This window comes from Microvirga aerophila (genome assembly GCF_003332305.1).
In the GTDB taxonomy this organism is placed as follows: domain Bacteria; phylum Pseudomonadota; class Alphaproteobacteria; order Rhizobiales; family Beijerinckiaceae; genus Microvirga; species Microvirga aerophila.
Window position 1 is genome coordinate 112,149 of record NZ_QOIO01000006.1, and the last position, 26,846, is coordinate 138,994.

The following is a 26,846-nucleotide window of genomic DNA, read 5'->3' on the forward strand; positions in this document are numbered from 1 at the left end:
ATGGGCCTCCCGTCAGATGAGCTTCGCCATGGCCACGGCGGTGTCCGCCATGCGGTTGGAGAAGCCCCACTCGTTGTCGTACCAGGACATGACGCGCACGAGATTGCCGTCCATTACCTTGGTCTGGTCCATGTGGAAGGTGGACGAGGCCGGGTTGTGGTTGAAGTCGATGGAGACGTTGGGATCATTCGTGAAGGCCAGAACGCCCTTGAGCTCCTGCTCGGCGGCGCGCTGGATCGCGGAGTTGATCTCGTCCTTCGTGGTGGCCTTCTTGGCGATGAACTTGAAGTCGATCACCGACACGTTCGGGGTCGGAACGCGGATCGAGACGCCGTCGAGCTTGCCGTTGAGTTCCGGCAGCACGAGGCCCACGGCCTTGGCGGCGCCCGTGGAGGTGGGGATCATCGACAAGGCCGCCGCGCGGGCGCGGTAGAGGTCCTTGTGCATCTGGTCCAGGGACGGCTGATCGTTGGTGTAGGAGTGGATCGTCGTCATGAAGCCTTTCTCGATGCCCACCGCGTCGTTGAGCACCTTCGCGACGGGCGCGAGGCAGTTCGTGGTGCAGGAGGCGTTCGAGATGACGATGTGTTCCTTGGTGAGCTGGTCGTGATTGACGCCGTAGACAACCGTAAGGTCCGCGCCGTCGGCGGGAGCCGACACGATCACGCGCTTGGCGCCGGCGGTCAGGTGCGCCGAGGCCTTCTCCTTTGAGGTGAAGATGCCGGTGCACTCCATGGCGATGTCGACGCCGAGTTCCTTATGCGGCAGGGTCGCCGGATCCTTGATGGCCGTGACCTTGATCTTCTGCCCATTGACGACGATCGAGTCGCCCTCGACCGTCACCTCGGCCGGGAACCGGCCATGGACCGAGTCGTAGCGAAGCAGGTGCGCATTCGTCTCGACCGGGCCGAGATCGTTGATGGCGACGACCTGAATGTCCGTCCGGCCGCTCTCCACGATGGCGCGCAGGATGTTGCGCCCGATGCGACCGAACCCGTTGATCGCGACCTTCACCGTCATAGTCTTTGCTCCCTTTTTAGAAGGCTCGAAATCAGTTCGAGCCTCACAGATTATGCGTTCTGAGAACCTTCTCGACGATCGCCTCGGCGGTGATGCCGAAGTGCCGGTAGAGATCCTTATAGGGCGCGCTCGCGCCAAATCCGGTCATGCCGACGAAGATTCCGTCGGGTCCGATGACCGAATCCCAGCCGAAGCGCACGGCGGCCTCGACCGCGACCTTGACCGGCGCATCGCCGATGATGCGGGCACGGACGTTCTCGGGCTGAGCCAGGAAGAGGTCGAGCGAGGGCACCGATACAACGCGAACGGCGAAGCTTTGTTCATTCAGAAGCTTCTGGGCCGCAAGCGCGATCTCCACCTCGCTGCCCGAGGCGAAGATCGTCGCGCGGGCCTTTCCGCCAGCCGGCGAGAGTTCGTAGGCCCCGGTCGCCGACAGATTGTCGCCTGATGCGTCCTTGCGCACCTGCGGCAGGTTCTGGCGGGTGAGGGCCAGGACGCTCGGTCCGTCCGTGCGCTCGAGGGCGAGTTGCCAGGACTCCGCGGTCTCCACCGCGTCGGCCGGGCGGAAGACCCGCATCTTCGGCATGGAGCGCAGCGCCGCCAAGTGCTCCACCGGCTGGTGGGTCGGTCCGTCCTCGCCGAGGCCGATGGAATCGTGGGTCATCACGTAGACCACCGGAATGCCGGCGAGCGCCGCGATGCGCATGGCGGGCCGGGCATAGTCGGTGAAGACCAGGAAGGTCGCGCCGACGGGCACGAGGCCGCCATGGAGCGCGATGCCGTTCATGGCCGCCGCCATGCCATGCTCGCGGATGCCGTAATGGATGTAGCGGCCGGCGAAGGAGCCGGGCGAGATGGCGTTGAGGTTCTTGGTCTTGGTGTTGTTGGACGGCGTCAGGTCAGCCGAGCCCAGCACCAGCTCCGGCACCGCCTCGGTGATCACCTCCAGGGCGATCTCGCTGGCCTTACGGGTGGCGACTGCCTGCGGCTCGGCGATCAGCCGCTCCTTCAGCTTGGCGACTGCCGCGGCCAGACCCTGCGGGCGGGTGCCGGAAATGCGGCGCTCGAACTCGGCGCGCTTATCGGCCGGCAAGGTGCTCAACCGGTCGGCCCAAGCCTTGCGCAGATTGTTGCTCTTCCGGCCGGCTTGCGCCCAGGCGTCCTTGATCTCGCCAGGCACCTCGAAGGGCGCATGGCTCCAGCGGTAGGCGGCCTTCGCGCCCGCCAGCTCTTCGGCACCGAGCGGCTCGCCGTGGGCCTTCGACGTGCCGGCCTTCTTGGGTGCGCCGTAGCCGATGGTGGTCTTACAGGCGATGAGGGTGGGGCGGTCGGAGTCTTGCGCCCGGGACAGGGCGTCGGCGAGCGCCTTCGGGTCGTGCCCGTCGACGCGCTCGGCCCGCCAGCCGCAGGCCTCGAAGCGCTTCACCTGATCGACGGAATCGGAGAGCGACAGGGGGCCGTCGATGGAGATTCCGTTATCGTCGAACAGAACGATGAGGCGGTTGAGCTTCAGGTGGCCCGCAAGCGCGATCGCCTCGTGGCTGATGCCCTCCATCAGGTCGCCGTCCGAGGCGATCACGTAGGTGCGGTGGTCGACGAGGTCGTCACCATACTCAGCGTTGAGCATGCGCTCGGCGAGCGCCATGCCGACCGCCGTGGCGATGCCCTGGCCGAGCGGGCCGGTGGTGGTTTCAACGCCCGGCGTCATGAAGTTTTCGGGGTGGCCCGGGGTCTTCGAGTCGAGCTGGCGGAAGCGCTTGAGCTCCTCGACAGTCATGCCGTCAACGCCTGTCAGGTGCAGGAGCGAGTAGAGCAGCATCGAGCCGTGTCCGGCCGACAGCACGAAGCGGTCGCGATCAGGCCATTTCGGGTCGGCGGCGTCGTATTTCAGGAATTGCGTGAAGAGCACGGTCGCCATGTCGGCGGCGCCCATGGGCAAGCCCGGATGGCCCGATTTGGCCTGCTCCACGGCGTCCATGGCGAGAACGCGAACGGCATTCGCCAGATCGGAATGGGTGACGCGATCGGCGGAGACGGTATCTGACACGGCTTGATCCACAGGTCTTGCGGGCCTTGGAGGCAGGCCCATCCAAAAAGCCCGGGCTCCTTAACACGCGGGCGGGGCGAGTCAAAGGCATGAACCTGCTTAATTCCCAAAGGACCGTTGCCCGTCGATATCGACGGGCCTAGTGTCTTTGCCGATTCCCGGATGATCCCATGACCTCCACTCTCGACGACGCGTTGAAACGGCTTGAGATGGCCGTCGGCCTGCTGGAGGCCTCGGTCTCGCGCAGGCTCGAGGCCGAGAACCGGCGCGGGGACCTGGAAACCGAGCTTCAGCTCATGCAGGACGACCGGGCCCGTCTCGCCGTGGAGCTGGACAGCGCCTTGACCCGCCTTCATCGGTTCGAGGCCGCCACCGACGACGTGAGCAGGCGCGTCCGCCAGGCGATCGGAGCCGTGCAGAGCGTGCTCGTCCAGGCCGGACAGCTCGAGCCGGAGGAGGGCTGAGATGTCTCAGGTGACCGTGGAGATCGCCGGAAAAACCTACAGAATGGCCTGCGCCGACGGTGAGGAGCGGCACCTGGAAGGGCTGGCGGCTTTGTTCGACTCCAAGATCTCCGAGATGCGGGCAGCCTTCGGTGAAATTGGCGACATGCGCCTCCACGTGATGGCCGCCATCACGCTCGCGGACGAAATGCACGACATGAAACGGCGGATCGCGGCCCTGGAGGCGGAACTCGCGGAGTCGCGTGGCTTCGAATCGTCGGGAGACGAGCGCACGCAGCGGATCGAAGCGAAGTTCGCGGAAGGCATCCAGAAGACCGCGGAACGGATCGAGCGGTTGGCCAGAAGCCTGAACGCGCCAGGGCAAGGGCAGGGCTGAGGCCGGCCCGCCATGGAGCACGCCCAACGAGCCCGCCTGACCCGAAGCGTTGAGGAGGCCTGCCTCAACGGCTGGCCTGCCTTGCGCGAGGCCGTGTTCGACGGTTGGCTGCTGCGCTTTGCCGACGGGTATACCCGTCGGGCGAATTCGGTGCACCTGCTGTCGTCCGGAACCTGCGACCCGCACGAGAAGATCCGCTCCTGTGAGACGGCGTATTCCGCCCAGGGGCTGCCAACGATCTTTTGCGTCTCTTCGATGATGCAATCCACCATTGGCCCGGCGCTGGACGGGAGAGGCTATGGCCCGCCTGAAGATGAAACCCGGGTCCTCTACAGGAGTTTTGCCGATGGACTTCCGTCGATAGGCGAGGTCGAACTCACGGAGCGCCTGCCCGGCGCGGAATGGCTCCGGACCATTGCCCGGTTGCAGGGACAAAGAGCCGACGCGCAGGAGATCCATCGGCGGATCTTGGAAAGCCTCGCAGTGCCTGCGGTGTTCGCTGCCATTCCGGTGGCCCCGGGACGCCTCGGCGCCGTGGCCTTCGGGGCCGTTCACGATCGCATCGTCTGCGTGAATTCGGTCGCGACCGACCCCGACTTTCGGCGGCAGGGACACGCCCAAAGAGTGATCTCGGCCATTCTGGCATGGGCGCAGGACCGGTGCGGGGCGAAGGGGGCCTGCGTGCCGGTGGTGGCCGGCAATGCCCCGGCCGTCGCCCTCTATGAAGGCCTGGGGTTTGGAACCGAGGCCTACCGGTATCACTACCGCCGTCATGCTCTGTAGGCGGCAATTTTAAAAGCTGGCGTCGGTCGATTTCCCTCTTTCCCCGGACCCCTATCGTCCCTACATAAGGAAGGCGGGGCTGCGGGGCGCGTCAGGAGTTCATTCCCCGGGGCCTTAACGATCCTATGGGAGCTGTCCCTGACCCGGTCCCTGGACCGGGATACACGGCGCCCACCTACTTATGTAGGTTCCCGGGATCGCTTCTCCGACGGCTTTTGTGGCTCCGCACTCTATGACTTCTCTGCCCGCTCCCGAGTATAAAGACCAGCTTCGCGCCGAGGGCTTCACCCGCCGCGACGGCCTCGACAAGGCGTTCCGAAAAAAAGCCGCGCAACGTATCGCCGAGCAGGTTCTGTCTCTTCCCGATCTTCGTGAATTGACCCCGGTCGGCTCCTATTGGCCGATCCGCAGCGAGGTCGACACGCGCCCGCTCATGGAGGCGCTGCTCGCCCGTGGGCAGGACGTCGCCCTCTCGCAAATCCTCCACCCCCATTTGAGCTTCCGCCTCTGGCAGCCCGGCGACGTGCTGGTGAAAGGCGGCTTCGGCGTGCGCGAGCCCGGGCCAGACGCGCCCGAGTGCTTTCCCGTGGCGCTCCTCGTGCCCCTGGTGGCCTTCGACCGTTCCGGCGGGCGCATCGGCTACGGCAAGGGGCATTTCGACCGGGCCATCGCGGCGCTCGAAGACAAGCACCCGGTCTTGACCATCGGCTTGGCTTATGCGGTTCAGGAGATCGAACGAGTTCCGGTGGAGCCCCACGACCGGCGGCTTGACGTGGTCGTCACCGAAGCCGAGCTCATTCGGACCTGAGTTTGTAAGGAATTTCCATGCGTCTTCTGTTCCTTGGCGATGTGGTCGGGCGGGCCGGCCGCAATGTGGTGGTCGAGCGCCTGCCTCATCTGCGCGACCGCTGGCGGCTCGACTGCGTGGTCATCAACGGAGAGAATTCGGCGGGTGGGTTCGGCATTACCGAGGCCATCTGCGACGATCTCATCAACGCGGGCGCCGATGCGGTGACCCTCGGGAATCACAGCTGGGATCAGCGCGAGACCCTGGTGTTCATCGAGCGCCAGTCGAGGCTCCTGCGTCCCGTGAACTACCCGCCTGGAACGCCTGGCCGTGGCGCCAACCTCATCGACACGCGCGGGGGCCACCGGGTCCTGGTCGTGAACGTCATGGGTCGCCTCTATATGGATGCCCTGGACGATCCTTTTGCCGCCGCCGACCGGGAGCTCGACGCCTGTCCCCTGGGTCAGGTGGCTGACGCGATCATCGTGGACGTTCATGCGGAGGCGACCAGCGAGAAGGAGGCCATGGGCCACCATCTCGACGGGCGGGCGAGCCTGGTGGTGGGCACCCACACCCATGTGCCGACCGCCGATCACCGGGTCCTGCCGGGCGGCACGGCCTATATGTCGGATGCGGGCATGTGCGGCGACTACGATTCGATTCTCGGCATGCAGAAGGAGGAGCCGATCCGCCGCTTCCTCCAGAAGACGCCCGGGTCCCGCCTGGAGCCGGCGCTCGGCGAGGGCACCCTGTCGGGCATCGCGGTCGAGACCGACGACCATACCGGCCTCGCAACCAGGGTCTCGGCCCTGCGGCTCGGGCCTCATCTCGAGGAAACCTGGCCCCGGTTCTGGGATTGAGGGTCTGGGACTTCCGCACAAGTACCTTGGCCTGAGCGAAAACATCCCCATCTGTGCTCAAACGGAGGATCAGGTGGACGCCGAAATCAAGAGAAGGCCCTATCGCGAGGTGGGCGCCACGGTACCCGAGGTGCTCGAGCACAAGAGCGCGTCGGCTGTCCTGCGCGCGGTCATCAACAACGCCAAGGGCGAAGCGATCTCCATCGGAGACATCATCGAGGCCTTCGGCGAGCGCGCCTTCGGATTCGTCCTGATCCTGTTCAGCCTGCCCAACTGCGTGCCGGCGCCGCCGGGCATCGCGGGCATCGTCGGGACGCCGGTCCTGATTTTCGGCGTTCAGATGATGCTCGGCCACAAGCACCCCTGGCTCCCGGGGTTCATCCGCCGCCGCACCATCTCGACCGCGAAGTTCAAGCGCCTCATCGACATCGCCGAGCCCAAGCTCCAATGGCTCGAGAGCTGGTGCAAACCGAGGCTGACCCAGCTCTTCAGCGCGTTCGGCGACCGCGTCGTCGGGCTTTTTGCCTTCCTGGCGGCCCTCTCGGTCCTGATCCCGTTTCCCGGCACCAACTTCCCACCGTCCATCGCCCTCGTGATCGTGTCCATCGCCGTGATGGAGGAGGATGGCTATCTCCTGGTCCTGGGGTATCTCATCGGCCTGGCGGGCCTCGCCTATACGGTCACGATCCTCGGGGCGTCCTATCACCTGATCCAAGCGGCGATGACGAGCTGGTTCGGCTTCTAGGCTGGATCTCTCATAGGTCTGGGCGTCGGCGCGACGTTCGGCAGAGATGTCCCCTTGCCGGAAGAGCATGGGGGCTTGGCCTCGGGCGCAACAGCGTTTTATAAGCCCCGGAAGCATCTTCAGGCGCGGCGCACGCCCGTTCGCCCCTGGAAAGTGCAGAAACGAAATCAGGAGTGATATCCTCTGCCGGAGGTGTATTGCTCTACCATCAACATCCGTGGCCTGACGGGCTCTTGACCATCAAGACGCTCTCGGCCGCGATCGCGGAGGCCCCATGGCCGGACATTCACAATTCAAGAATATCATGCACCGCAAGGGCAAGGTGGACGCGGTCCGCTCCAAGGTGTTTTCCAAGCTCGCCCGCGAAATCACCGTGGCGGCCAAGATGGGTATGCCCGACCCCAACATGAACCCGCGCCTGCGCGCCGCCATTCTGGCGGCCCGGGCCGAGAACATGCCCAAGGACAACATCCAGCGCGCCATCAACAAGGCGTCGGGCGGCGACAGCGAGAACTACGAGGAGATCCGCTACGAGGGCTACGGTCCCGGCGGCGTTGCCCTCATCATCGAGGCCATGACCGACAACCGCAACCGCACGGCCTCGGACATCCGCTCCTACTTCACCAAGAGCGGCGGTAACCTGGCCGAGACCGGCGCGGTCTCGTTCATGTTCGACCGGGTCGGCTTCATCGAGTTCGGGCCCGAGGCCGCCAGCGCCGACGATATGCTGGAGGCCGCCATCGAGGCGGGCGCGGACGACGTGGTGTCGAGCGAGAACGGCCACGAGGTCTATTGCGAGCAGACCTCCCTCAACGAGGTCACTAAGGCGCTTGAGGAAAAGTTCGGCGAGCCGAAGGCCTCCAAGCTCGTCTGGAAGCCTCAGACCCCAGTGGCTGTCGACGACGAGACGGGCGAGAAGCTCATGCGCCTCATGGAGACCCTGGAAGAGCACGACGACGTGCAGAACGTCTACGGCAACTTCGAACTCTCCGACGCCCTCATGCAGAAGATGGCCGGGTGATATAGCATCGTCGTGGCCGGACTTGATCCGGCCATCCACGCCTTTGCGCGGTTGGAAGACGTGGATACCCGGGACAAGCCCGGGCATGACGGTGGAGATTGATCAGTGACTGAACGCATCCGCATCCTCGGCCTCGATCCCGGCCTGCGCAACACCGGCTGGGGCGTCATCACGATCGAGGGGACGAAGCTCTCCTTCGTGGCTTGCGGCGTGGTCACGTCGGACGGCGACTTGGCGCTTGCGCTTCGCCTCAAGCAGCTCCACGACCGGTTGACGGATGTGGTCGGCACCTGGACCCCCGACGAGGTCGCCGTGGAGGAGACCTTCGTCAACAAGGACGCCCAGGCGACCCTGAAGCTGGGACAGGCCCGCGCCATGTCCCTGCTGGTTCCGGCCCTTCACGGTCTGCCGGTGGCGGAATACGGCGCCAATCAGGTGAAGAAGACCGTGGTAGGCGTCGGCCACGCCGAGAAGGACCAGGTCCAGGCCATGGTGAAAATCCTGCTGCCCAAGGCCGACTTCAAGAAGGCCGACGCCGCAGACGCGCTCGCCATCGCCATCGCCCACGCGCACCACCGCAAGGCCAGGGCTTTGGCGGCGAGCCTATAGGGTGTTACAACGCAACAGCAGCCGTCATCCCGGACGCCGCAGGCGATCCGGGATCGTACGCAGGACAAGGCACCATTCTCGTTGAACGATCTCGGGCTCTGCTTCGCAGCCCCGGGACGACCGGAGACTCAATTGATCGGCAAACTCAAAGGCGTGGTGGATTCTTACGGCGACGACTTCGTCATACTCGACGTCCAGGGCGTCGGCTACGTGGTCCATTGCTCCTCCCGCACCCTCCAGAACCTGCCTCAGACCGGCGAGGCGGCGGTTCTGTCCATCGAGACCCATGTGCGTGAGGACATGATCCGCCTGTTCGGCTTCCGGTCGGATGCGGAGCGCGAATGGTTCCGCCTGCTGCAATCCGTTCAGGGCGTGGGCGCCAAGGTGGCGCTCGGCATCCTGTCCGTCCTCGATCCCGGAGCTCTCGCCACCGCCATCGCCACCGGCGACAAGGCCTCCGTGGCGCGCGGCCCCGGCGTCGGCCCCAAACTCGCCCAGCGCATCGTGTCCGAGCTCAAGGATAAGGCTCCGGCCTTCTCCAGCGTCGACCCAGCCCTCATCCGCCTGTCCGGTTCCATCGAGGATCGCAGTGCCCCCGTACCCGTCTCGGACGCCATCTCGGCTCTGGTCAACCTCGGCTATCCCCAGATCCAGGCCTCCGCGGCAGTCGCCGCCGCCCTGAAGCAGGCGGGTGAGGAGGCCGAGGCCAAGACACTCATTCGGCTTGGTTTGCGAGAGCTCGCGAGATAACATTACACTCATGGAGGTTTTCCATGAGAAGATTTGTTCTTCGGTTCGTTCTCCTCGCCCCTCTGCTGCTTTGGCTCTCGGCAACAGTAGCATTGGTTGCAACAGCTCCGATTTGGCTAAGTTTCCCAACCTGTTGCGTCATTGACGATGCAGCCATGCTCGGATGGCTATATATGCTTCCAAAGCTGTATGTTGTCGCGGCATTCCCAGCAGCGTTCGTGGCGTCCCTGTTGTTCAAGCTATATGCTTGGCACGATGAATTCGAACCTATAGCAATGTTCATAAGCTTGCTGGTGGCTTTGATAGGATTCTTTATTTGTATAGTGGCCATGGACGTGAAATTTAAGTTTTACGAGAGCATCTTTGACGCAACTTCTCTTGTGTTTTCCTGTGCCATATTTGGGATTTTGTTTGTTTCAACCGCACTTTCTGCGCTCATGGCGCGACGGTTGTCGCGAAAGTCCATCAGCTAGCAGCGGTGCAGGTTCGCGTGTTGGAAACCGGCAATGCACTTGTTAAGACGACCCAACTGCGCTGCTGATGACATTGTTTGTGTTCCCGTTTTGATCTTTTTAAGGATTGGCGTATGAGAACGGGTGCGCCCATATCAAATCTCTGAAGGGTACGTTTCTTTGACCGATTCCCGCCGCCTGCTCAGCCCTGAAAAGCGCGAGGACGATGCCGAAGCGTCGATCCGGCCGCTGTCGCTCGACGATTTCACGGGCCAAAAGGCCGCGCGGGCGAATTTGCAGGTGTTCATCAACGCGGCGAAGACCAGAGGGGATGCCCTCGACCACGTGCTCTTCGTCGGCCCGCCGGGGCTGGGCAAGACGACGCTCGCGCAGATCGTGGCCCGCGAGCTTGGGGTGAATTTCCGCTCGACCTCGGGCCCGGTCATCGCCAAGGCGGGTGACCTGGCGGCGCAGCTGACCAACCTGGAAGAGCGGGACGTGCTCTTCATCGACGAGATCCACCGCCTCAACCCGGCCGTGGAGGAGATCCTCTATCCGGCGATGGAGGATTACCAGCTCGACCTGATTATCGGCGAGGGCCCGGCCGCCCGTTCGGTGAAGATCGAGCTGCCGAAATTCACCCTCGTCGGGGCCACCACGCGCGCGGGCCTTCTCACGACCCCGTTGCGCGACCGGTTCGGCATCCCGATCCGGCTTGAATTCTATACGGTCGAGGAGCTGGAGCTGATCGTCCGGCGCGGCGCCCGGGTGCTGGGGCTCGGCATGAGCGAGGAGGGCGCCAACGAGATCGCCCGTCGCTCCCGCGGCACCCCCCGCATCGCCGGCCGCCTCCTGCGCCGGGTGCGCGACTTCGCCATCGTGGACGACGTGAAGACCGTGACCCGCGAACTCGCCGATAGGGCCCTGCGCCTCCTCGACGTGGACCCCATCGGCCTCGACCTCATGGACCGCAAATACCTGACCATGATCGCTAATTCCTTCGGCGGCGGCCCGGTCGGCATCGAGACCATCGCGGCGGCCCTCTCCGAGCCCCGGGATGCCATCGAGGAGATCATCGAGCCCTACCTGATCCAGAAGGGCTTCGTGCAGCGCACCCCCCGCGGCCGCATCCTCACCCCCCACGCCTTCAAGCACCTTGGCCTGCCCGAGCCCACCCGCGAAACGGTGGCGCAGTTCGGGCTCTTCAACGCGGACGAGGATGAGTGATATGCGAGGCGGAGAAGCGCAGGGCCACGCCTTTCCTCACCTCTCCGGTCGCCTGGATAACGGCACCCATATCCTGCCCGTCCGGGTCTATTACGAGGACACGGATTTCTCCGGCGTGGTCTACCACGCGAGCTATCTCCGGTTCCTGGAGCGTGGCCGTACGGACTTTCTCCGTCTGGCCGGGGTGGACCAATCGACGCTGCACGCAGACGGGGAAGGCCTCATCTTCGCGGTCCGGCGCATGACCATCGACTATTTCAAGCCTGCCCGCATGGACGACATTCTGACCGTCGAGACCCACACGGCGGATGTACGGGGCGCATCCCTGGTCATCGCCCAGCGCATCCTTCGCGGCGAAGAGGTTATCGTCACGGCGGACGTGCGCGTAGCGGCCATTTCAGGGGGGCGTCCGGCCCGCATTCCAGATGATCTCCGGGGGATATTGGCCCCTGCCGATCAGGCTTAAACCAAGCCTTAACCCTACTGTGTGCTTAACATGTAACGGACGGAGAGGAAGTGCGCCTCCTGGACGGCCGCCCTTATTTTCGACAGATTCCGGGGCGAACGAACAGTGATACGCAAAAAGATTTTCCTAAGCGGAGCCTTGGCTTAAGGCTGCTCGAAGAGCGAGGACGCGAGATCATGAATCCGGCTGATGTGGCCCAGGCCGCCCCTGTGGTGCACGACATGTCCCTGTTCGGCCTGTTCTGGCAGGCGCATTTCGTCGTCAAGCTCGTGATGGTGGGGCTGCTTGCGGCGTCCGTCTGGTGCTGGGCGATCATCGTCGACAAGACCCTGCTCTACACCCGCACCAAGCGCGCCATGGACCGGTTCGAGGAAGTGTTCTGGTCGGGCCAGTCCCTGGAGGAGCTCTACCGCTCCCTCCAGAGCCGCACGCCCACGGGTCTCTCGGCGGTGTTCGTGGCGGCCATGCGCGAGTGGAAGCGCTCCTTCGAGGGCTCGGGCCGCTCGTTCCAGAGCCTGCCGCAGCGCATCGACAAGGTTCTCGACGTCACCATCCAGCGCGAGGTGGAGCGCCTTAATGCCCGCCTGACGGTGCTGGCCTCCATCGGCTCCGCCGGCCCCTATATCGGCCTCTTCGGCACGGTGATAGGCATCATGAATTCGTTCACGTCCATCGCGGCTTCCAAGAACACCAGCCTGGCGGTGGTGGCCCCGGGCATCGCCGAGGCGCTGTTCGCCACCGCCATCGGCCTCTTCGCGGCCATTCCGGCGGTTTTGGCCTACAACAAGCTCCAGTCGGAAGTGGGCAAGCTGCAGTCGCGGCTCGAAGGCTTCGCGGACGAGTTCTCGGCCATCCTGTCGCGCCAGATCGATGAGCGCATGGGACATGGAACCCACCACCCGGCGAACGCGGCGTAGGGGAAGCGGTCATGGCAACCAGCACAGGCATGGCGGGCGGACGCCGCCGCAGGCGGAGCCGGCGCGGAGGCGCCATCAACGAGATCAACATGACGCCGTTCATCGACGTCATGCTCGTGCTCCTCATCATTTTCATGGTAGCGGCTCCCATGATGACCGTTGGCGTGCCCTTGGACCTGCCGCAGACCACGGCCGCGCCCCTCAACATGGATTCCAAGCCTGTGACCCTCTCCATCAAGGAGACGGGACAGATCTTCATCGGCGACGCCGAACTGACGGACGACGCTATCGTGGGCAAGCTCGCGGAAGTCTCGAAGCAAGGCTTCGACGAGCGTATCTTCGTGCGCGGCGCAAAACAGGTGGATTATGGCCGGGTCGCACAGATCATGTCGCTGGTGACATCGGCCGGCTACAAGCGGGTTGCGCTCGTGACAGAGCCCGACCAGCGCTGACGAGACGGACAAGGGGCAGGCAGCCGTGGCGTTGAAGCTTAAATTCAACCCTTCCGAACCAGGGTTCTGGGTCTCGGGCGTCGCGCATGCGGCGATCCTGGCCGCAGCCATGGTCGGCCTGTCGTCCGTGAGCGAATTTCCCGAGGCGCAGGAAGGTATTCCGGTCGAAATCATCACCGACAACCAGCTCTCCCAGATCACCAAGGGCGAGAAGACCGCCAAGGAAGTCCTGAACAATCCCAAGCCCCGCGCCGACCGGGTCGCCGACAAGACGGAGGAGCGCGATCCCGGCGAGGACAAGCGCGATGCGCCGGCCCCGCCCAAGCGCCCGGAGGAGATGAAGGTCGCCGACAAGGAAGAGCCCGTCGCGGCTCAGCCTCCGCCGCCGCCCCCTCCGCCGAAGCCGTCTCAAGCCGAGGCTGAGGCGAAGGCCGAGGAAGCCCGGAAAATGGCGGAGACGAAAGCCGAAGCCGAGGCCATAGAGCAGGCTGCCGAGAAGGCGAAAGCCGAGGCGGAAGCCAAGGCCGAGGCGGACGCTGAAGCAAAGGCCGAAGCCGAAGCGAAGGCCAGAGCCGTCGCGGAAGCCAAGGCGAAGGCAAAGGCCGAAGCAGAGGCCAAAGCCAAGGCGGAGGCCGAGGCCAAGAAAATCGCCGACGCCAAGGCAAAGGCGGAAGCCGAAGCCAAGGCTCGCAAGGAGGCGCAGGCTGCCAAAAAGCTCGACATGGGCGACATCAAGCAGTTCCTCGACAACAAGGACAGGAACCAGTCCACTGGCGCCACCGGAGCGGAGGTCCAGAAGACCGCCTCGCTCGGCACCGCCACGGGAACGTCCGCCAAGCTCAACCCGAGCATGCGTGACGCCTTGATGGGAATCCTGCGCGAGCAGATCGAGCGCTGCTATCAGGCCCCGATCAGCGCCTCGGGCGGCAATGCGATGCCGCCCGTACTCGATATTCGCCTGAACCAGGACGGGACTTTGACGAGGGAGCCGACCGTCCTGCAGGCAGGTGGCAGCTCCACCGACCGGGCCGTCGCCGATGCGGCCCTTCGTGCCGTGCGCCGTTGCGCTCCATTCCGCGTTCCCTCCCAGTACGCGCCGTACTACACGGACTGGAAAACCCTGAACGTTCAGTTCGACCTTTCCTGATCTGAAGCCCCTCCCGCTTGAGACACGATTCAATGATCACTCGCCTCCTGCCACGTCTTCTCGTCGCGCTCGCCCTCGTCCTGCCGATGGCGGCTCTTGCTCCAGCCGCCCAGGCGCAACTCAGCTTCCGGGTCGGTCCGGGCGGGCAGTTCCAGCCCATGCCCATCGCCATCGCGGATTTCTCCGGCGAAGGCGAAGTCGGGCAGAGGGTGTCGGGCATCATCAGCAGCAACCTCCAGCGCTCCGGCTACTTTGCGCCCCTCGATCCCTCGCGCTTCCCCGAGCGTCCGTCCTTCGACGCCGCGCCACGTTTCGAGGCTTGGAAGGCCGCCGGCGCGCAAGCTCTCGTAACCGGTCGCGTGTCCCGGGACCCGTCGGGCCGCCTCAAGGCCGAGTTCCGCCTCTGGGACGTGGATTCGGGGCAGCAGCTCACAGGACAGCAATACGTGACGGACGCCAATTTCTGGCGTCGCGTAGGCCACATCATTTCGGACGCGGTTTATAGCAAGATCACCGGCTTCGGCGGCTTCTTCGACACCCGCATCGTGTTCGTCGACGAATCCGGCCCCAAGGAGCACCGCCGCAAGCGTCTCGCCATCATGGACCAGGACGGCGCGAACGTGCGCTACCTGACTCAGGGCGACAGCTCCGTGGTGGCGCCGCGCTACTCGCCGGCCACCCAGGACATCACCTACATGTCCCAAGTCGAAGGCCAGCAGCCGCGCGTTCAGGTGATCAACCTGGAGACGGGCTCGCGTCAGGCGCTCGGCAACTTCCCCGATATGGCATCGTCCCCGCGTTTCGGGCCGGACGGACAACGCATCGTCATGAGCCTGCAGCAGGGCGGCAACGCCAACATCTTCATGATGGATCTGGGCTCGCGCGGCACGACGCGCTTGACCTCCACGGCGGCCATCGACACCTCGCCCTCCTTCTCGCCGGATGGCCGGCAGATCGTGTTCGAAAGCGATCGCGGCGGCAAGCAGCAGATCTATTCCATGAACGCGGACGGCTCGGACCAGCGCCGCATCTCCTTCGGCGACGGCTCCTATTCGCAGCCGGCCTGGTCGCCGCGCGGCGATTACATCGCCTTCACCAAGCAGCATTCAGGCGGCTTTGCCATCGGCATCATGAAGCCGGACGGCTCCGGCGAGCGCATCCTGACGGAAGGCTTCCACAACGAGAGCCCGACCTGGGCGCCGAACGGCCAGTACATTCTGTTCTTCCGCGATCCGGGCGGGCAGGCGGGCGGCAAGCTCTACATGGTCGACATCACCGGTCGCGTCGAGCAGCCGGTGCCGACGCCATCATTCGCGTCGGATCCGACTTGGTCGCCGCTCCTGAGCGAGACGAAACAGTAATAGCCACTGGACAGGGCGCTTCGGGCGCCCTGTTTGCCGTCAGGCTCCGCGCGGCGCAGCCGTGCCGCCGACACTGTCGTCCTTGCGTCCCTTCAGCTTGAACGCCAGCATCAAGAGCGTGACGCCGAATACCAGCGCATAGGCTCCAAGCCACCAGGTCAGCACCACGGCTCCCACGAGCGGCGCGATCAGAAGCGCGACGCCGAACAGAACCGACACGATGCCGCTGAAGATCAGCCAGCCACGGCCGTAGGCCGGGTTCAGCCGGAATGCCGCGACGACCATCAGGATGCCGGTGATCAGCGACCAGACGGCCATCAGCGTGATGAAGAACAGAACCGTCAGGCCCGGCATCACGAACGCGATGATGCCCACGAGAATGTTCAGGATGCCCTCGAGGACGAGAAGACCCCAGCGCTGATTGTTCGACGCCGCCCGTACGGCCGCAACGATGCCGAGAACCCCGTCGACCAGCATGTAGGCCGAGAAGAACAGCACCAGGGACAGGATCGTGGCCCCCGGCCAGAAGAACGCGATCAGGGCGAACAGGATCGCGAAGACGCCGCGAAGGGCTACGGCCCACCAGTTCTGCGCCAGAAGCGCGCTCATCGCCTCGGTGCGGTCGAAGGATGGATACGATGGGGAGCTGGATGTTCCGGTCGCCATGAACGCCTCCTCTGGGTTCCCGATAGGACTTGTGCAACGATACGCGGCACCGACTTTCTTATTCCGCCGGGGTCGGCTCCGTGTCCTTGGCTTTCGCCAGCCGTCGCCTGAGTTCGAGCTTGCGCCGGCGGATGCGAACGCGCCGCTTGAGGCGGAAGGCCCGGATCAGAAGGGCGATGCCGAGCCACGCGAGAACGATCACCACCGGCGACACGATCACCACTGGAAAGAGCGAGATCAGAACCGCAAGCGTCAGGAGCGCACAGCCGATAATGGCGATGCTGCTGGCCTCAGTGGCCGTAAGGGACCGGGAGCCGACGGCTTTGCCGACGCTGCCGCTCAGCGCCAGGGCGCCGGCTGCGAGCCTTCGCACTCCACCCTTCTTGGGACGCAGGTTGCGGCGGGAGCGCATGTTCCGGGCCTGGCGGCGGCGGGATTGCCAGCCGGGGACGATTTCGGTCGCGTTGGCCAGATCCTCCAGATACATGGCCTCCATGGCTTGCGCGAACTCCTTGTCCTCGACCACCACGTCGAGTTCCCAGTTCGTTGCCCAGCTTGCGAAATTGAGGTTGGTGGAGCCGACCCGGGCCCAGCGCCCGTCCGCCACGGCGGTCTTGGCGTGGAGCATCGAACCGTTCCATTCGAAGACCCGAATGCCGGCCTCGACCAAGGACCGGTAGCCTGCCCGTACGAACGGCTGGAGGGCCGGAACGTCGCTCGATCCGGGCACGAGCAGGCGCACATCCACGCCGTCGCGCGCTGCCTCGCCGAGCGCCTGCACATAGGACGTGGTGGCGACGAAATAGGCGTCCGTGAGCCACAGGTTACGCTGAGCGGTCGCGGCGACGAACTGGTCGAGCCGGTAGGCGCGGAACATGCCGGGCTCGCCGGAAATCACCCGGGCCGCAACGGTCCCGGCCAGAGGAATCTGGCCGGCCTCCGGCAACTCCTCCCGCGGGATCGGAGCGCCCGCCAGGGCCCAGCTTTCGGCGAAGGCTGCATCGAGATCCGCCACGATGGGGCCCCCGAGGGACAGACCCGTATCCCGCCAGGGCTCGCTGTCTCCCTTGCCGACCCAATTGTCGGAGATGCACAGACCCGATACGAACGCGACCCGCCCGTCGACGGTGATCACTTTGCGGTGATCGCGCCTGATGAAGAAGGGGTCGGCCAGCCGGGGCGGGTTGAAGACCCGGACTTCGACCCCCGCCTCGCGCAGGCGGTTCCAATACGGCGGCAGCGCCCGGAAAGTGGAGCCAAGCCAGTCGTAGAGCACCCGCACGTGCACCCCGGCGCGGGCCCGCTCCATGAAGGCCTCGGCAAAAAGGTCGCCCGTGTCGTCATCGGCGATGATGAAGTTTTCGAAGTGCACGACCCGCTTTGCCGATCGGATCGCTTCGAGCCAGGCTGGATAATTCTCGCGGGAATCCCGCAGCAGCGCCACGGCGTTTCCATAACGCAGGTCGCTGTCCGCAATGCGCGCGAAAGCCCGTTCCAAACGGGGATCGTCAGGGCCCGGGAGGAGGAGTTTTTCCGTATTCGCGAGCTGAGCAGTTACCTTGTCCATGACCTCATAACGCTCGAGACGCCATTTCGGCCCTCATAAGGCCAAATTCCTATTGGAACGGTGTCTTCGAAGGCGTTGCCGCCTCTTTGCCTTATTCACGCTCGATTAACCCTACGCCCAAGTTTCGATCGCAGGGGCCGATTCACCGTATCCGTCAACGCTTCGTCAAGGTTGACGGAACCCTCCCTTAACCATCGACTGGTATAGATCACATAACGTTCGGCAGACGTATGTGTAAGGAGTATTGCCATGATGTCGTTGCGCGCCGTGAAATTCGCCGCAGCCATCGTCCTCGCTCTTGGGGCGGCGGCGTGTTCGTCCAATAAAGATAATATGGCCGATGGGGCCGGCGGTTTTGGGGCAGGCGGGGCCGCGACCCCCGGCAGCGCCCAGGACTTCGTGGTCAACGTCGGCGACCGCGTCTTCTTCGAGACCGACCAGACAGATCTGACGCCCACCGCCACCGCGACCCTGGACAAGCAGGCGCAATGGCTGAATCGCTATCCGAACTACACCTTCATCATCGAAGGCCACGCGGACGAGCGCGGAACGCGCGAATACAACTTCTCCCTCAGCGCCCGCCGCGCGCAGAACGTCCGTGACTATCTCGTGTCGCGCGGCATCCAGTCGTCCCGCTTCCGCACCGTGTCCTACGGCAAAGAGCGTCCGGTGGCAGTCTGCAACGACATCTCGTGCTGGTCGCAGAACCGCCGCGCCGTCACGGTGCTCAGCTCGGGTGCCGGTGCGTAACGTCACCGCACCGTCACGGCGTCGCCCATGGAAGCCTGTGGTTATCTCATGACGGGATTGACGCCCTGACAAGACATTGACGCCGCCACGTCCTCGCCGTGGCGGCGCATTTATGTTATCGGCACGTTCGCTTAGACCATCATGGTACCGAATCATGTTTCGACGCCTCGTTGTCTTTGTTGCTTTCGCCCTTGCTCTGGCGGCTCCCGCCGCCGCGCAGGACGCCGCTGATGCGATCGTGCGCCTCAACCGGCTCGAGGGGCAGTTCCGGCAGATGTCCGGGCAGATCGAGCAGCTCCAGTTCGAGAACCGCCAGCTGAAGGATCAGCTTCGCAAATTCCAGGAGGATGTGGAGTTCCGCTTCCAGGAAAGCCGCGGCGGCGCGCGGCCCTCATCGCCCCCCACAGCCACGCCCTCGCGTCCGGCGCCGCCTCAGGCTCAGCCGCAAGCTCAGCCCCAGCGCCGCAGCGATGTCTTCGACCCGTCGAATGCGCCCGAAGCGCCCGGCGCGCCGCGTCCTCTCGGCAGCACGGCTCCGTCCGTACCGCTGGCTTCCGCCGATGACGTCGACGGCCCGATGCGGCTGCCCAGCGGCGCTATCGAGGAATTGATCGAAGAGGACGAGCCGCGGGCCGACTCCGCGCCCCCGAACCTCGGCCCGGCCAGTCGCACCGCCGCGATTCCTCCCGCTGCGACCGCGCCTGCGCCACGCTCGAATCCGATCCCGATCCCGAGTCCGGCTCCCACGCTGAGCGCCAACGCCAGTCCCAGCGTGGCGGCCACCAGCGTCGGGGATCCCCGATCCGACTACCAGACCGCCTATTCGTATTTCACGCAGAAGCAGTACGATCAGGCCGAAATGGGCTTCCGCCGCTTTCTCCAGTCCAATCCCCGGGACAAGCTGGTGCCGGAAGCCTCCTACTGGCTGGGCGAAACCTATCTCCAGCGCGGCCGCCATCGGGAGGCGGCCGAGCAGTTCCTGAACGTTTCGACCGACTACCCGAATGCCACCAGGGCTCCCGATGCCCTCCTCAAGCTCGGCGTCGCGCTGAACAGCCTGGGCGCTCGCGACCGCGCCTGCGCGGTTTATGCAGAGCTCGACCGCAAGTACCCTCAGGCGTCGTCCAGCGTCCGCCAGGGCTCGGAGCGCGAGCAGAAGCGCGCCAAGTGCATCTGAACGTGCATCCGAATGCGCCCAACCGGCAATGAGCCCGGCGCGTGACCGCTCCTCCGCCCATCGACGCCCTTCTGGCCAGCGACGCGCTGGATGAGCTTTTCGCCTCCTTGAGCCGTGCCGACCGCATCATTGCGGCCGTGTCGGGCGGGCCCGATTCCATCGCTCTGATGCACCTGCTCGCGCGTTGGAATCCGGTTTCTCACCGGCCTCCCGTCACAGTCGTCACGATCGACCACGCTCTGCGCCCGGAAGCCGCCGGGGAGGCGGCGTTCGTGGCCGGCGAGGCATCCTCTCTCGGCTGGCCGCATCGGACCATGATCTGGACCGGGGAAAAGCCCGTGACCGGCTTGCAGGAGGCTGCCCGCGAGGCCCGCTATCGGCTGCTTGTCCAATGCGCCCGGGAGGAGGGGGCTTCCCATCTCGTGACGGCGCACACCCGGGACGACCAGGCCGAGACGGTTCTCATGCGTATGGCCCGCGGCTCAGGGCTGACGGGTCTCGCAGGCATGAGACGGGAGCGCGACCGCGAGGGCATCCGTCATGTGCGGCCGCTGCTCGACTGCCCGAAGGAGGCGCTCCTGTCCTTATGCGCATCGCAGGGGTGGCCTTATGTGAGCGACCCATCCAACGCGGATGAGCGCTTCGCCCGGGTGCGCTGGCGCAAGGTCATGCCTGTTCTGGCGGCTGAGGGGCTGACGGCGGGCCGCCTGGCTCGGCTCGCGCGCCGGGTCGCGCAGGCCGAGGAGGCTCTGGACGCCAAGGCGCAGCAGGCCCTGGGGGACGCCGAGCCGGAGCTGGGTCCCGGAGGGTTCTCGTTTCAAGCCGGTATCCTGGTCCGAGAGCCGTTTGAGATCGCCCTCCGGGTGCTGGCCCTTGCGCTTGCGAAAGCCGGGCTCGACCTGGAAAGCCTCCGTCTGCACAGGCTGGAATCCTGTGCGGTGAAACTTCGGGCGGCGACCGGGGATGGGGACGCTCTGCAAGTCACGATTGCGGGAGCCCTGGTTCGCCTCGACAGGTCCGGTCGGCTCGTCATTCGGCCTGAACCGCCACGCCGGCGAGGGCGTTAGCCCATTCTCTTGGTCAAAATCCTCTAAGTTGACGCCCCACGCCCGCCTCATTCCCTTGGCAAGGCGGGACGGTGTGCCTACATTGAGTTTAGCCGCGTGAGGGATGGCCTCGCGCTTCCTCTCCCTCTGGGGCAGAACCTGATCCTATGAATTCAAATTTCCGCAACTTCGCTTTGTGGGTTGTCATCTTCCTTTTGGTGCTGGCGCTCGTGACCTTGTTCCAGAGCCCTGGCCAGCGCGGCGGGGGCAGCGACATCGCTTACAGCCAGCTTCTCAGCGAGGCGGATGCCGGACGCATCTCGAACGTCGTCATCTCCGGACCCGAGATCCACGGCACCTACACGGACGGCCGGACCTTCACGACCTATGCGCCAAGCGACCCCATGCTTGTGTCGAAGCTGCAGCAGAAGGGCGTCCAGATAACCGCGCGGCCGCAATCCGACTCGACCCCTTGGTTCATCGCGGTGCTGATGAACATCCTGCCGATCGCCCTGTTCATCGGCGCCTGGGTGTTCCTGTCGCGCCAGATGCAGAACGGGGCTGGTCGCGCCATGGGGTTCGGCAAGTCCAAGGCCAAGCTGCTCACCGAAGCGCATGGCCGCGTCACCTTCGACGATGTGGCGGGCGTGGACGAGGCCAAGGAAGACCTGCAGGAAATCGTCGAATTCCTGCGCGACCCGCAGAAATTCCAGCGCCTGGGCGGCCGCATTCCCCGCGGCGTGCTCCTGGTCGGTCCCCCCGGCACGGGTAAGACCCTGACGGCCCGCGCCGTCGCCGGCGAGGCCAACGTGCCGTTCTTCACCATCTCGGGCTCCGACTTCGTCGAGATGTTTGTGGGCGTGGGCGCTTCCCGCGTGCGCGACATGTTCGACCAGGCCAAGAAGAACGCCCCCTGCATCATCTTCATCGACGAGATCGACGCGGTCGGCCGCCATCGCGGGGCGGGCCTGGGCGGCGGCAACGACGAGCGTGAGCAGACCCTCAACCAGCTCCTGGTGGAGATGGACGGCTTCGAGGCCAACGAGGGCGTGATCATCATCGCGGCCACCAACCGTCCCGATGTGCTCGACCCGGCGCTCCTGCGCCCCGGCCGTTTCGACCGCCAGATCGTGGTGCCGAACCCGGATGTGGTCGGCCGTGAGAAGATCCTGCGCGTTCACGTGCGCAAGGTGCCGCTGGCTCCCGACGTGGACCTGAAGGTGATCTCGCGCGGCACCCCCGGCTTCTCCGGGGCGGACCTGATGAACCTCGTCAACGAAGCAGCCCTCCTGGCGGCGCGGCGTGGCAAGCGCATCGTCACCATGAGCGAGTTCGAGGACGCCAAGGACAAGGTCATGATGGGCGCGGAGCGCCGCACCCTGGTCATGACCGACGACGAGAAGCGCCTGACCGCCTATCACGAGGCCGGACACGCCATCGTGGCCCTGAACGTTCCGGCGACCGATCCGGTCCACAAGGCCACGATTATCCCGCGCGGCCGGGCTCTGGGCATGGTCATGCAGCTGCCCGAGCGGGACAAGCTGTCCATGAGCTATGAGCAGATGACCTCGCGTCTGGCCATCATGATGGGCGGCCGCATCGCCGAGGAAATGATCTTCGGCAAGGAGAAGGTGACCTCCGGCGCCCAATCCGACATCGAGCAGGCCACCCGTCTTGCTCGCATGATGGTGACCCGCTGGGGCTTCTCGCCTGAGCTCGGCACCGTGGCCTATGGGGAGAACCAGGAAGAGGTGTTCCTCGGCATGTCCATGGGCCGCCAGCAGAACCTCTCCGAGGCCACCGCGCAGAAGATCGACTCCGAGGTGCGCCGTCTGGTCGAGGACGGGCTGAACGACGCCCGCCGGATCTTGACCGAGAAGGAGCATGATCTCGAAGCTCTGGCCCGCGGCTTGCTCGAGTACGAGACCCTCTCGGGCGACGAGATCAGGAACCTGCTCGACGGTCAGCCGCCGATCCGGGATTCCGGTGACACCACGACTCCGGCGCGCGGCTCCGCCGTGCCGACCGCAGGCCGTGGCCGTCCCCGCGAGACCGATGGCGGCATGGAGCCTCAGCCGCAGGCTTGAGTCTCTACCACCAAAGCGTAAACCACGAAGCGCCCGCCCCACCGGCGGGCGTTTTTTGTTGCTAAAAGCAAGTTTTTAATCCTGAATCGGTGATGAAACCGGCGAAGTGTAACAATCGCTTATCTCTTGTGATGCCAACTGATGGCCTGAGGCCTTGACCCGTTTCATGGAGGTTGCTTTGAGAAGACCAAAGCGCACATCGGCGCGACAGACTTCGGAGGCACAACAGGTGCGCAAGTACTTCGGGACAGATGGCATCCGCGGGCGGGCCAACGGGCTCATCACGCCGGATCTCGCCCTGAGGGTGGGGCAGGCGGCCGGGCTCATCTTCCAGCGGGGCGATTACCGCCACCGCGTCATCATCGGCAAGGACACCCGCCTGTCCGGCTACATGATCGAGAACGCCCTCGTGGCCGGGTTCACCTCGGTCGGCATGGACGTTCTGCTGCTCGGCCCCATGCCGACGCCGGCGGTCGCCATGCTGACGCGCTCCATGCGCTGCGATCTCGGCGTCATGATCTCGGCCTCGCACAATCCTTACGAGGATAACGGCATCAAGCTCTTCGGCCCCGATGGCTTCAAGCTCAACGACGATGTGGAGCTCGAGATCGAGGCCCTGATCGATTCCGATCTGACGCAGCGGCTCTCCGGATCGGCGACCCTGGGACGGGCCAAGCGCATCGAGAGCGCCGACGCCCGCTACATCGAGTTCGCCAAGCGCACCCTGCCGCGCCAGCTCGATCTCGAAGGCATGCGCGTGGTGATCGATTGCGCCAACGGCGCGGGCTACAAGGTCGCGCCTGAGGCTCTCTGGGAGCTGGGGGCCGAGGTCATGAAGATCGGCGTGGAGCCCAACGGCTTCAACATCAACCACGACGTCGGCTCGACCGCTCCGGACGCCCTCATCAACAAGGTGCGGGAGCTGCGCGCCGATATCGGCATCGCTCTCGATGGTGACGCGGACCGGGTTCTGATCGTGGACGAGAAGGGCCAGAAGATCGACGGCGACCAGCTCATGGGCGTGGTGGCGCGCTCCTGGAAGGACGACGGACGCCTTACCCAATCGGGCATCGTTGCCACGATCATGTCGAATCTCGGCCTTGAGCGCTACCTCGGCGGCCTCGGCCTTGACCTCGTGCGCACGGCGGTTGGCGACCGCTACGTGCTCGAGCACATGCGCGCCCATGGGTTCAATCTCGGCGGCGAGCAGTCCGGTCACATCATCATGTCGGACTACACGACCACCGGCGACGGGCTCATCGCGGCGCTCCAGCTCCTGGCTGTGGTGAAGCGGCTCGACAAGCCGGTCTCAGAAGTCTGCCACTGCTTCGAGCCCCTGCCGCAGGTGCTCAAGAACGTCCGCTACAAGTCGGGCGCTCCGTTGCAGGAAAGCTCGGTTGTCCAGGCCATCGAGGCAGGGCGCGAACGTCTCGGCGCGAGCGGCCGCCTGATCATTCGCCCGTCCGGCACCGAGCCGGTGATCCGGGTGATGGCCGAGGGCGACAACAGCGACCTCGTTAATCTGGTGGTCGACGACGTGGTCGATGCGGTGACCCGGGCTGCCTCCAAGGTCGCGGCCTGATCGTTCATCGGCGTTTCCCAAGAAGGGCATGGATGGCGCACCCATCCATGCCCTTTTTCGTTGTGTCCGGCGGATTGCTGCGATCCTGTGGTGGACGGCCTCAGAGAAGCGATCCACCTCCCGGAACGGCTTCGGTCAGCGTCCCCGTAAGAAAAAAGTAAGCTCAACAATTAAGCTTAACGTTCTCTTCACTGGCTTGGGTTACTGAATAACGTGTCCGTTGAGGAATTCGGCGGTGTGTAGCCTGTGGAGTGAAGAAGAATGTCCCTGAAGCCCATCAAGACTGTGATCCTGACCGGTCTTTTCACAGCAACCGCTACAGCCGCCATGGCTGCCGATCTTCCCCGCGCGTTCTATCCTTCGGCTCCAACGATGAGGAGCAGCAGGGACACTTCGGACAACTGGTATCTGCGCGGCGATATTGGCTATGTTCACCACAAGCGTCCCGAAGCGGACTTCATCAACGGCCCGGTCAGCGGCAATTTCATCCGTGAAAGCTTGGGCAACACTGCCGTCGTTGGCGTCGGCCTTGGCTACCGCTTCGGCCCGAACTTCCGGATGGACGTGACGGCGGATCATCGCTTCGACGCACGCTTCAAGGGGATCGCGCCAATGCCGGCCCTCGCGACGGCATCCATGGCCGACCGAGGCCAGTTCCAATCCTCGACATTCATGGCGAACGGCTATGTGGATTTCGGGTCCGCCGGAGGCTTCACGCCGTATGTGGGCGCAGGCATTGGCGTCGCGCATAATTCCATGTCCCAATATGTGCGGACGACTTTCGACGCGGAGACCGGCGTCGAGACCCTCCAGCGTCTTGCAGGCGGCGACGATTACAGCTTCGCCTGGGCGCTCATGGCGGGCGTCGGCTACCGGGTTGCTCCGAACTTCACTCTCGATCTCGGCTATCGCTATGTCAGCCTGGGAGACATGAAGACGCGCACTTACGTCTCGGGTGTGGGAACCGACGTCGAATCCCTTGGGGCTCACGAGGTGCGCCTGGGCGTGCGCTACAGCCTCAAATAAAGCATGCCGTCCACTCAGGCGCGCCGCCTGCCTCCTTCGCCAGCCGTTATGGTTAAGCGCCACTTAACCACTCCGTCCTATGGTTCGGCCGAAAGGCGCCCTGTGCCGGCACGGAGTGCGAGCGTCACCAACCAACGCGGAGGAACCGGCTTGCGTCCGATCATGATAGCCCTGATGGGTCTGACCTTCAGCCTGTCGGCCCTTCCGGCTCATGCGGTCGATCTTCCGCCTGCTCCCATTCTCGACGATGCGGACGAGCCGTCCGACGCTGGGTTGTATCTTCGTGGCGATATCGGCGTCATCGACCAGCTTGTCACGCGGGGAGGGCGGGACCCTGCATCCACGCTGCCCCTCGTCCGGTCCCGTTTCGACCGCGACGTGGTCATCGGCGGCGGGCTTGGTTACCAGCTCTCGCCTTGGTTCAGGGCCGACGTAACGGTAGATCATCGTTTCGAGGCTGCGTTCAAGGGTACGCGCCTTGCTCCGGTGACCCTCCAGGTGCTCGATCGGGCTGATTTCGAAGCCACCACGCTCCTGGTGAACGGCTATGTGGATCTTCCCCTCTGGAGCGGCGTCACGCCCTATTTGGGCGCCGGCATCGGCGCGAGCTACAACCGACTGAGTGGCGCAGAGCGGCAGGTCTCATCCGATCTGGTCTCCGGCAACCTGCACCTGCCGTCCCGAACCGAAACCGCTTTCGCCTGGGCGTTGATGGGCGGCCTCGCATTCGACATCGGCGCCAGCTTCAAGATCGATCTCGGCTACCGATACACCCATCTCGGCAGCGCCCGCACGCACTCGACCGGGCTGGACGCGCCTATCCGCGCCAAGGACATCGACGCGCACGAGTTTCGGGTCGGTGCCCGCTACATGTTCGACTAAGCAGGCCGCGGTCGAAACGGAAGCTTGAGCGTTAACCACGCCTTCACTAAATTCATCTGCGAATCAGCGCGGAGTGAATTGATGTTGGGTCCTGTCCGTATCGAACCCGCTCCACCGATCCGCTTCACGCAGCCGACAAGTCGTTCCTCCATCGCCGAAGAGTCGATCCGCACTACGCCTTCGCCGCAGGTCCAGGTCGCCGTCAGCCAAATCCTGATGACTGCCGAAAGCCTGATCGCGTCCGTGATGGGCGTGAAGGCGAACGATGTCAGCATCAGTTTGAATGTCGGACGATACGAGTTCTGACATGGCTTTTCCGGGTGCGCGGGGGCGCCCTTCTGGGTAGGGCTCGGCCTCCGGAAGAGCTGTCTCGGAAACGGCCGGGCTCCGCTAGCCTGGATGGCTCACGATAAGGAGCCAGGCAGTGAAAATTCTGACGTTCGCTTCCGTTTTCGTCCTGTGCGTCGTCGCTCAAGCATCTCAGGCTCAGGATCGATCGGCCAAAGTCGATCAGGCGTCGCGGCTGAGCCAAACAAGCACGACCAACATCAGTCAGAATTCCGCTGCGATGGCGGATGC

At 64.7% G+C, this 26,846-nt stretch carries 28 protein-coding genes and 1 other RNA gene; 25 read left to right on the forward strand and 4 right to left on the reverse strand.

All coding sequences use genetic code 11. The features are described 5' to 3' along the window. Window positions 1-12: 12 nt before the first annotated feature. Together gap and tkt are read right to left on the reverse strand one after the other, a co-directional pair. Window positions 13-1,020: a type I glyceraldehyde-3-phosphate dehydrogenase gene (gene gap / locus DRB19_RS04795; protein ID WP_114184894.1), complete on the reverse strand. Its 1,008-nt coding sequence runs from the start codon at window positions 1,018-1,020 to the stop codon at window positions 13-15. A 43-nt stretch (window positions 1,021-1,063) separates the two neighbouring features. Continuing rightward, the gene (gene tkt / locus DRB19_RS04800) at window positions 1,064-2,998 is read right to left on the reverse strand and encodes a transketolase (RefSeq protein WP_245439282.1); all 1,935 of its coding nucleotides are present in this window, start codon (window positions 2,996-2,998) and stop codon (window positions 1,064-1,066) included. A 239-nt stretch (window positions 2,999-3,237) separates the two neighbouring features. On the opposite strand from tkt, the gene DRB19_RS04805 reads away from it, so the two are divergent. The 17 genes from DRB19_RS04805 (at window position 3,238) to tolB (ending at window position 15,484) form a co-directional block, all read left to right on the forward strand. Continuing rightward, complete coding sequence (locus tag DRB19_RS04805) at window positions 3,238-3,531, forward strand: DUF4164 domain-containing protein (RefSeq protein WP_114184896.1); 294 nt, start codon at window positions 3,238-3,240, stop codon at window positions 3,529-3,531. Window position 3,532: 1 nt separating this feature from the next. Continuing rightward, complete coding sequence (locus DRB19_RS04810) at window positions 3,533-3,907, forward strand: cell division protein ZapA (protein ID WP_114184897.1); 375 nt, start codon at window positions 3,533-3,535, stop codon at window positions 3,905-3,907. Window positions 3,908-3,919: 12 nt separating this feature from the next. Further along, entirely contained in the window at window positions 3,920-4,690 is a 771-nt protein-coding gene (locus DRB19_RS04815) for a GNAT family N-acetyltransferase (RefSeq protein ID WP_114184898.1), read from the forward strand. A 73-nt stretch (window positions 4,691-4,763) separates the two neighbouring features. Then, window positions 4,764-4,918: non-coding RNA, 6S RNA (gene ssrS / locus DRB19_RS04820), on the forward strand. Window positions 4,919-4,922: 4 nt separating this feature from the next. Beyond that, a complete protein-coding gene (locus DRB19_RS04825) occupies window positions 4,923-5,498 on the forward strand; it encodes a 5-formyltetrahydrofolate cyclo-ligase (RefSeq protein WP_114184899.1) in 576 nt (191 codons plus the stop codon). Between the two features lie 17 nt (window positions 5,499-5,515). Next, window positions 5,516-6,337: a TIGR00282 family metallophosphoesterase gene (locus tag DRB19_RS04830; RefSeq protein ID WP_114184900.1), complete on the forward strand. Its 822-nt coding sequence runs from the start codon at window positions 5,516-5,518 to the stop codon at window positions 6,335-6,337. A gap of 73 nt (window positions 6,338-6,410) precedes the next feature. Then, window positions 6,411-7,082, forward strand: coding sequence for an exopolysaccharide biosynthesis protein (locus tag DRB19_RS04835; protein ID WP_162815585.1), 672 nt, complete (start codon window positions 6,411-6,413; stop codon window positions 7,080-7,082). A 274-nt stretch (window positions 7,083-7,356) separates the two neighbouring features. Then, a complete protein-coding gene (locus tag DRB19_RS04840) occupies window positions 7,357-8,103 on the forward strand; it encodes a YebC/PmpR family DNA-binding transcriptional regulator (RefSeq protein ID WP_114184902.1) in 747 nt (248 codons plus the stop codon). 105 nt (window positions 8,104-8,208) lie between these two features. Next, complete coding sequence (gene ruvC / locus DRB19_RS04845; protein ID WP_114184903.1) at window positions 8,209-8,712, forward strand: crossover junction endodeoxyribonuclease RuvC; 504 nt, start codon at window positions 8,209-8,211, stop codon at window positions 8,710-8,712. 132 nt (window positions 8,713-8,844) lie between these two features. Continuing rightward, window positions 8,845-9,462 (forward strand): Holliday junction branch migration protein RuvA, encoded by a 618-nt coding sequence (ruvA, locus tag DRB19_RS04850; RefSeq protein ID WP_114184904.1) that lies wholly within the window; start codon window positions 8,845-8,847, stop codon window positions 9,460-9,462. A 23-nt stretch (window positions 9,463-9,485) separates the two neighbouring features. After that, on the forward strand, window positions 9,486-9,935 hold the full coding sequence (locus DRB19_RS04855) for a hypothetical protein (protein WP_114184905.1): 450 nt from the start codon (window positions 9,486-9,488) through the stop codon (window positions 9,933-9,935). A gap of 159 nt (window positions 9,936-10,094) precedes the next feature. Continuing rightward, window positions 10,095-11,141: a Holliday junction branch migration DNA helicase RuvB gene (gene ruvB / locus DRB19_RS04860; RefSeq protein ID WP_114184906.1), complete on the forward strand. Its 1,047-nt coding sequence runs from the start codon at window positions 10,095-10,097 to the stop codon at window positions 11,139-11,141. Next, window positions 11,134-11,607 carry a tol-pal system-associated acyl-CoA thioesterase gene (ybgC, locus tag DRB19_RS04865; RefSeq protein ID WP_174799925.1) on the forward strand — a complete coding sequence of 158 codons (474 nt, stop codon included), beginning with the start codon at window positions 11,134-11,136 and terminating at the stop codon, window positions 11,605-11,607. The genes ruvB and ybgC overlap by 8 nt, the downstream gene beginning before the upstream one ends. A gap of 176 nt (window positions 11,608-11,783) precedes the next feature. Further along, on the forward strand, window positions 11,784-12,524 hold the full coding sequence (gene tolQ / locus DRB19_RS04870; RefSeq protein ID WP_114184908.1) for a protein TolQ: 741 nt from the start codon (window positions 11,784-11,786) through the stop codon (window positions 12,522-12,524). An 11-nt stretch (window positions 12,525-12,535) separates the two neighbouring features. Continuing rightward, a complete protein-coding gene (locus DRB19_RS04875; RefSeq protein ID WP_114184909.1) occupies window positions 12,536-12,976 on the forward strand; it encodes an ExbD/TolR family protein in 441 nt (146 codons plus the stop codon). Between the two features lie 31 nt (window positions 12,977-13,007). Next, window positions 13,008-14,123 carry a cell envelope integrity protein TolA gene (tolA, locus tag DRB19_RS04880; protein WP_114184910.1) on the forward strand — a complete coding sequence of 372 codons (1,116 nt, stop codon included), beginning with the start codon at window positions 13,008-13,010 and terminating at the stop codon, window positions 14,121-14,123. A 32-nt stretch (window positions 14,124-14,155) separates the two neighbouring features. Further along, window positions 14,156-15,484: a Tol-Pal system beta propeller repeat protein TolB gene (tolB, locus tag DRB19_RS04885; protein ID WP_114184911.1), complete on the forward strand. Its 1,329-nt coding sequence runs from the start codon at window positions 14,156-14,158 to the stop codon at window positions 15,482-15,484. 39 nt (window positions 15,485-15,523) lie between these two features. On the opposite strand, the gene DRB19_RS04890 is transcribed toward tolB, so the two are convergent. Both DRB19_RS04890 and DRB19_RS04895 read right to left on the reverse strand, forming a co-directional pair. Further along, the gene (locus tag DRB19_RS04890; protein ID WP_114184912.1) at window positions 15,524-16,150 is read right to left on the reverse strand and encodes an HdeD family acid-resistance protein; all 627 of its coding nucleotides are present in this window, start codon (window positions 16,148-16,150) and stop codon (window positions 15,524-15,526) included. 58 nt (window positions 16,151-16,208) lie between these two features. Next, window positions 16,209-17,717 (reverse strand): phospholipase D-like domain-containing protein, encoded by a 1,509-nt coding sequence (locus DRB19_RS04895; RefSeq protein WP_114184913.1) that lies wholly within the window; start codon window positions 17,715-17,717, stop codon window positions 16,209-16,211. 249 nt (window positions 17,718-17,966) lie between these two features. Here DRB19_RS04895 and pal point away from each other — a divergent pair, with 249 nt between their 5' ends. From pal to DRB19_RS04935, 8 genes are all read left to right on the forward strand, one after another. Then, the gene (gene pal, locus DRB19_RS04900) at window positions 17,967-18,467 is read left to right on the forward strand and encodes a peptidoglycan-associated lipoprotein Pal (protein ID WP_114184914.1); all 501 of its coding nucleotides are present in this window, start codon (window positions 17,967-17,969) and stop codon (window positions 18,465-18,467) included. Between the two features lie 154 nt (window positions 18,468-18,621). Continuing rightward, window positions 18,622-19,644 (forward strand): tol-pal system protein YbgF, encoded by a 1,023-nt coding sequence (ybgF, locus tag DRB19_RS04905; protein ID WP_114184915.1) that lies wholly within the window; start codon window positions 18,622-18,624, stop codon window positions 19,642-19,644. Window positions 19,645-19,685: 41 nt separating this feature from the next. Beyond that, window positions 19,686-20,711: a tRNA lysidine(34) synthetase TilS gene (gene tilS / locus DRB19_RS04910; RefSeq protein WP_245439278.1), complete on the forward strand. Its 1,026-nt coding sequence runs from the start codon at window positions 19,686-19,688 to the stop codon at window positions 20,709-20,711. 146 nt (window positions 20,712-20,857) lie between these two features. Next, the gene (gene ftsH / locus DRB19_RS04915) at window positions 20,858-22,777 is read left to right on the forward strand and encodes an ATP-dependent zinc metalloprotease FtsH (protein WP_114184916.1); all 1,920 of its coding nucleotides are present in this window, start codon (window positions 20,858-20,860) and stop codon (window positions 22,775-22,777) included. Window positions 22,778-23,006: 229 nt separating this feature from the next. Continuing rightward, on the forward strand, window positions 23,007-24,359 hold the full coding sequence (glmM, locus tag DRB19_RS04920) for a phosphoglucosamine mutase (RefSeq protein ID WP_114184917.1): 1,353 nt from the start codon (window positions 23,007-23,009) through the stop codon (window positions 24,357-24,359). Window positions 24,360-24,620: 261 nt separating this feature from the next. Then, the gene (locus tag DRB19_RS04925; protein WP_114184918.1) at window positions 24,621-25,385 is read left to right on the forward strand and encodes an outer membrane protein; all 765 of its coding nucleotides are present in this window, start codon (window positions 24,621-24,623) and stop codon (window positions 25,383-25,385) included. A gap of 150 nt (window positions 25,386-25,535) precedes the next feature. After that, window positions 25,536-26,267 (forward strand): outer membrane protein, encoded by a 732-nt coding sequence (locus DRB19_RS04930; RefSeq protein ID WP_162815586.1) that lies wholly within the window; start codon window positions 25,536-25,538, stop codon window positions 26,265-26,267. A gap of 81 nt (window positions 26,268-26,348) precedes the next feature. Beyond that, a complete protein-coding gene (locus tag DRB19_RS04935) occupies window positions 26,349-26,573 on the forward strand; it encodes a hypothetical protein (RefSeq protein ID WP_114184920.1) in 225 nt (74 codons plus the stop codon). Window positions 26,574-26,846: the final 273 nt, after the last annotated feature.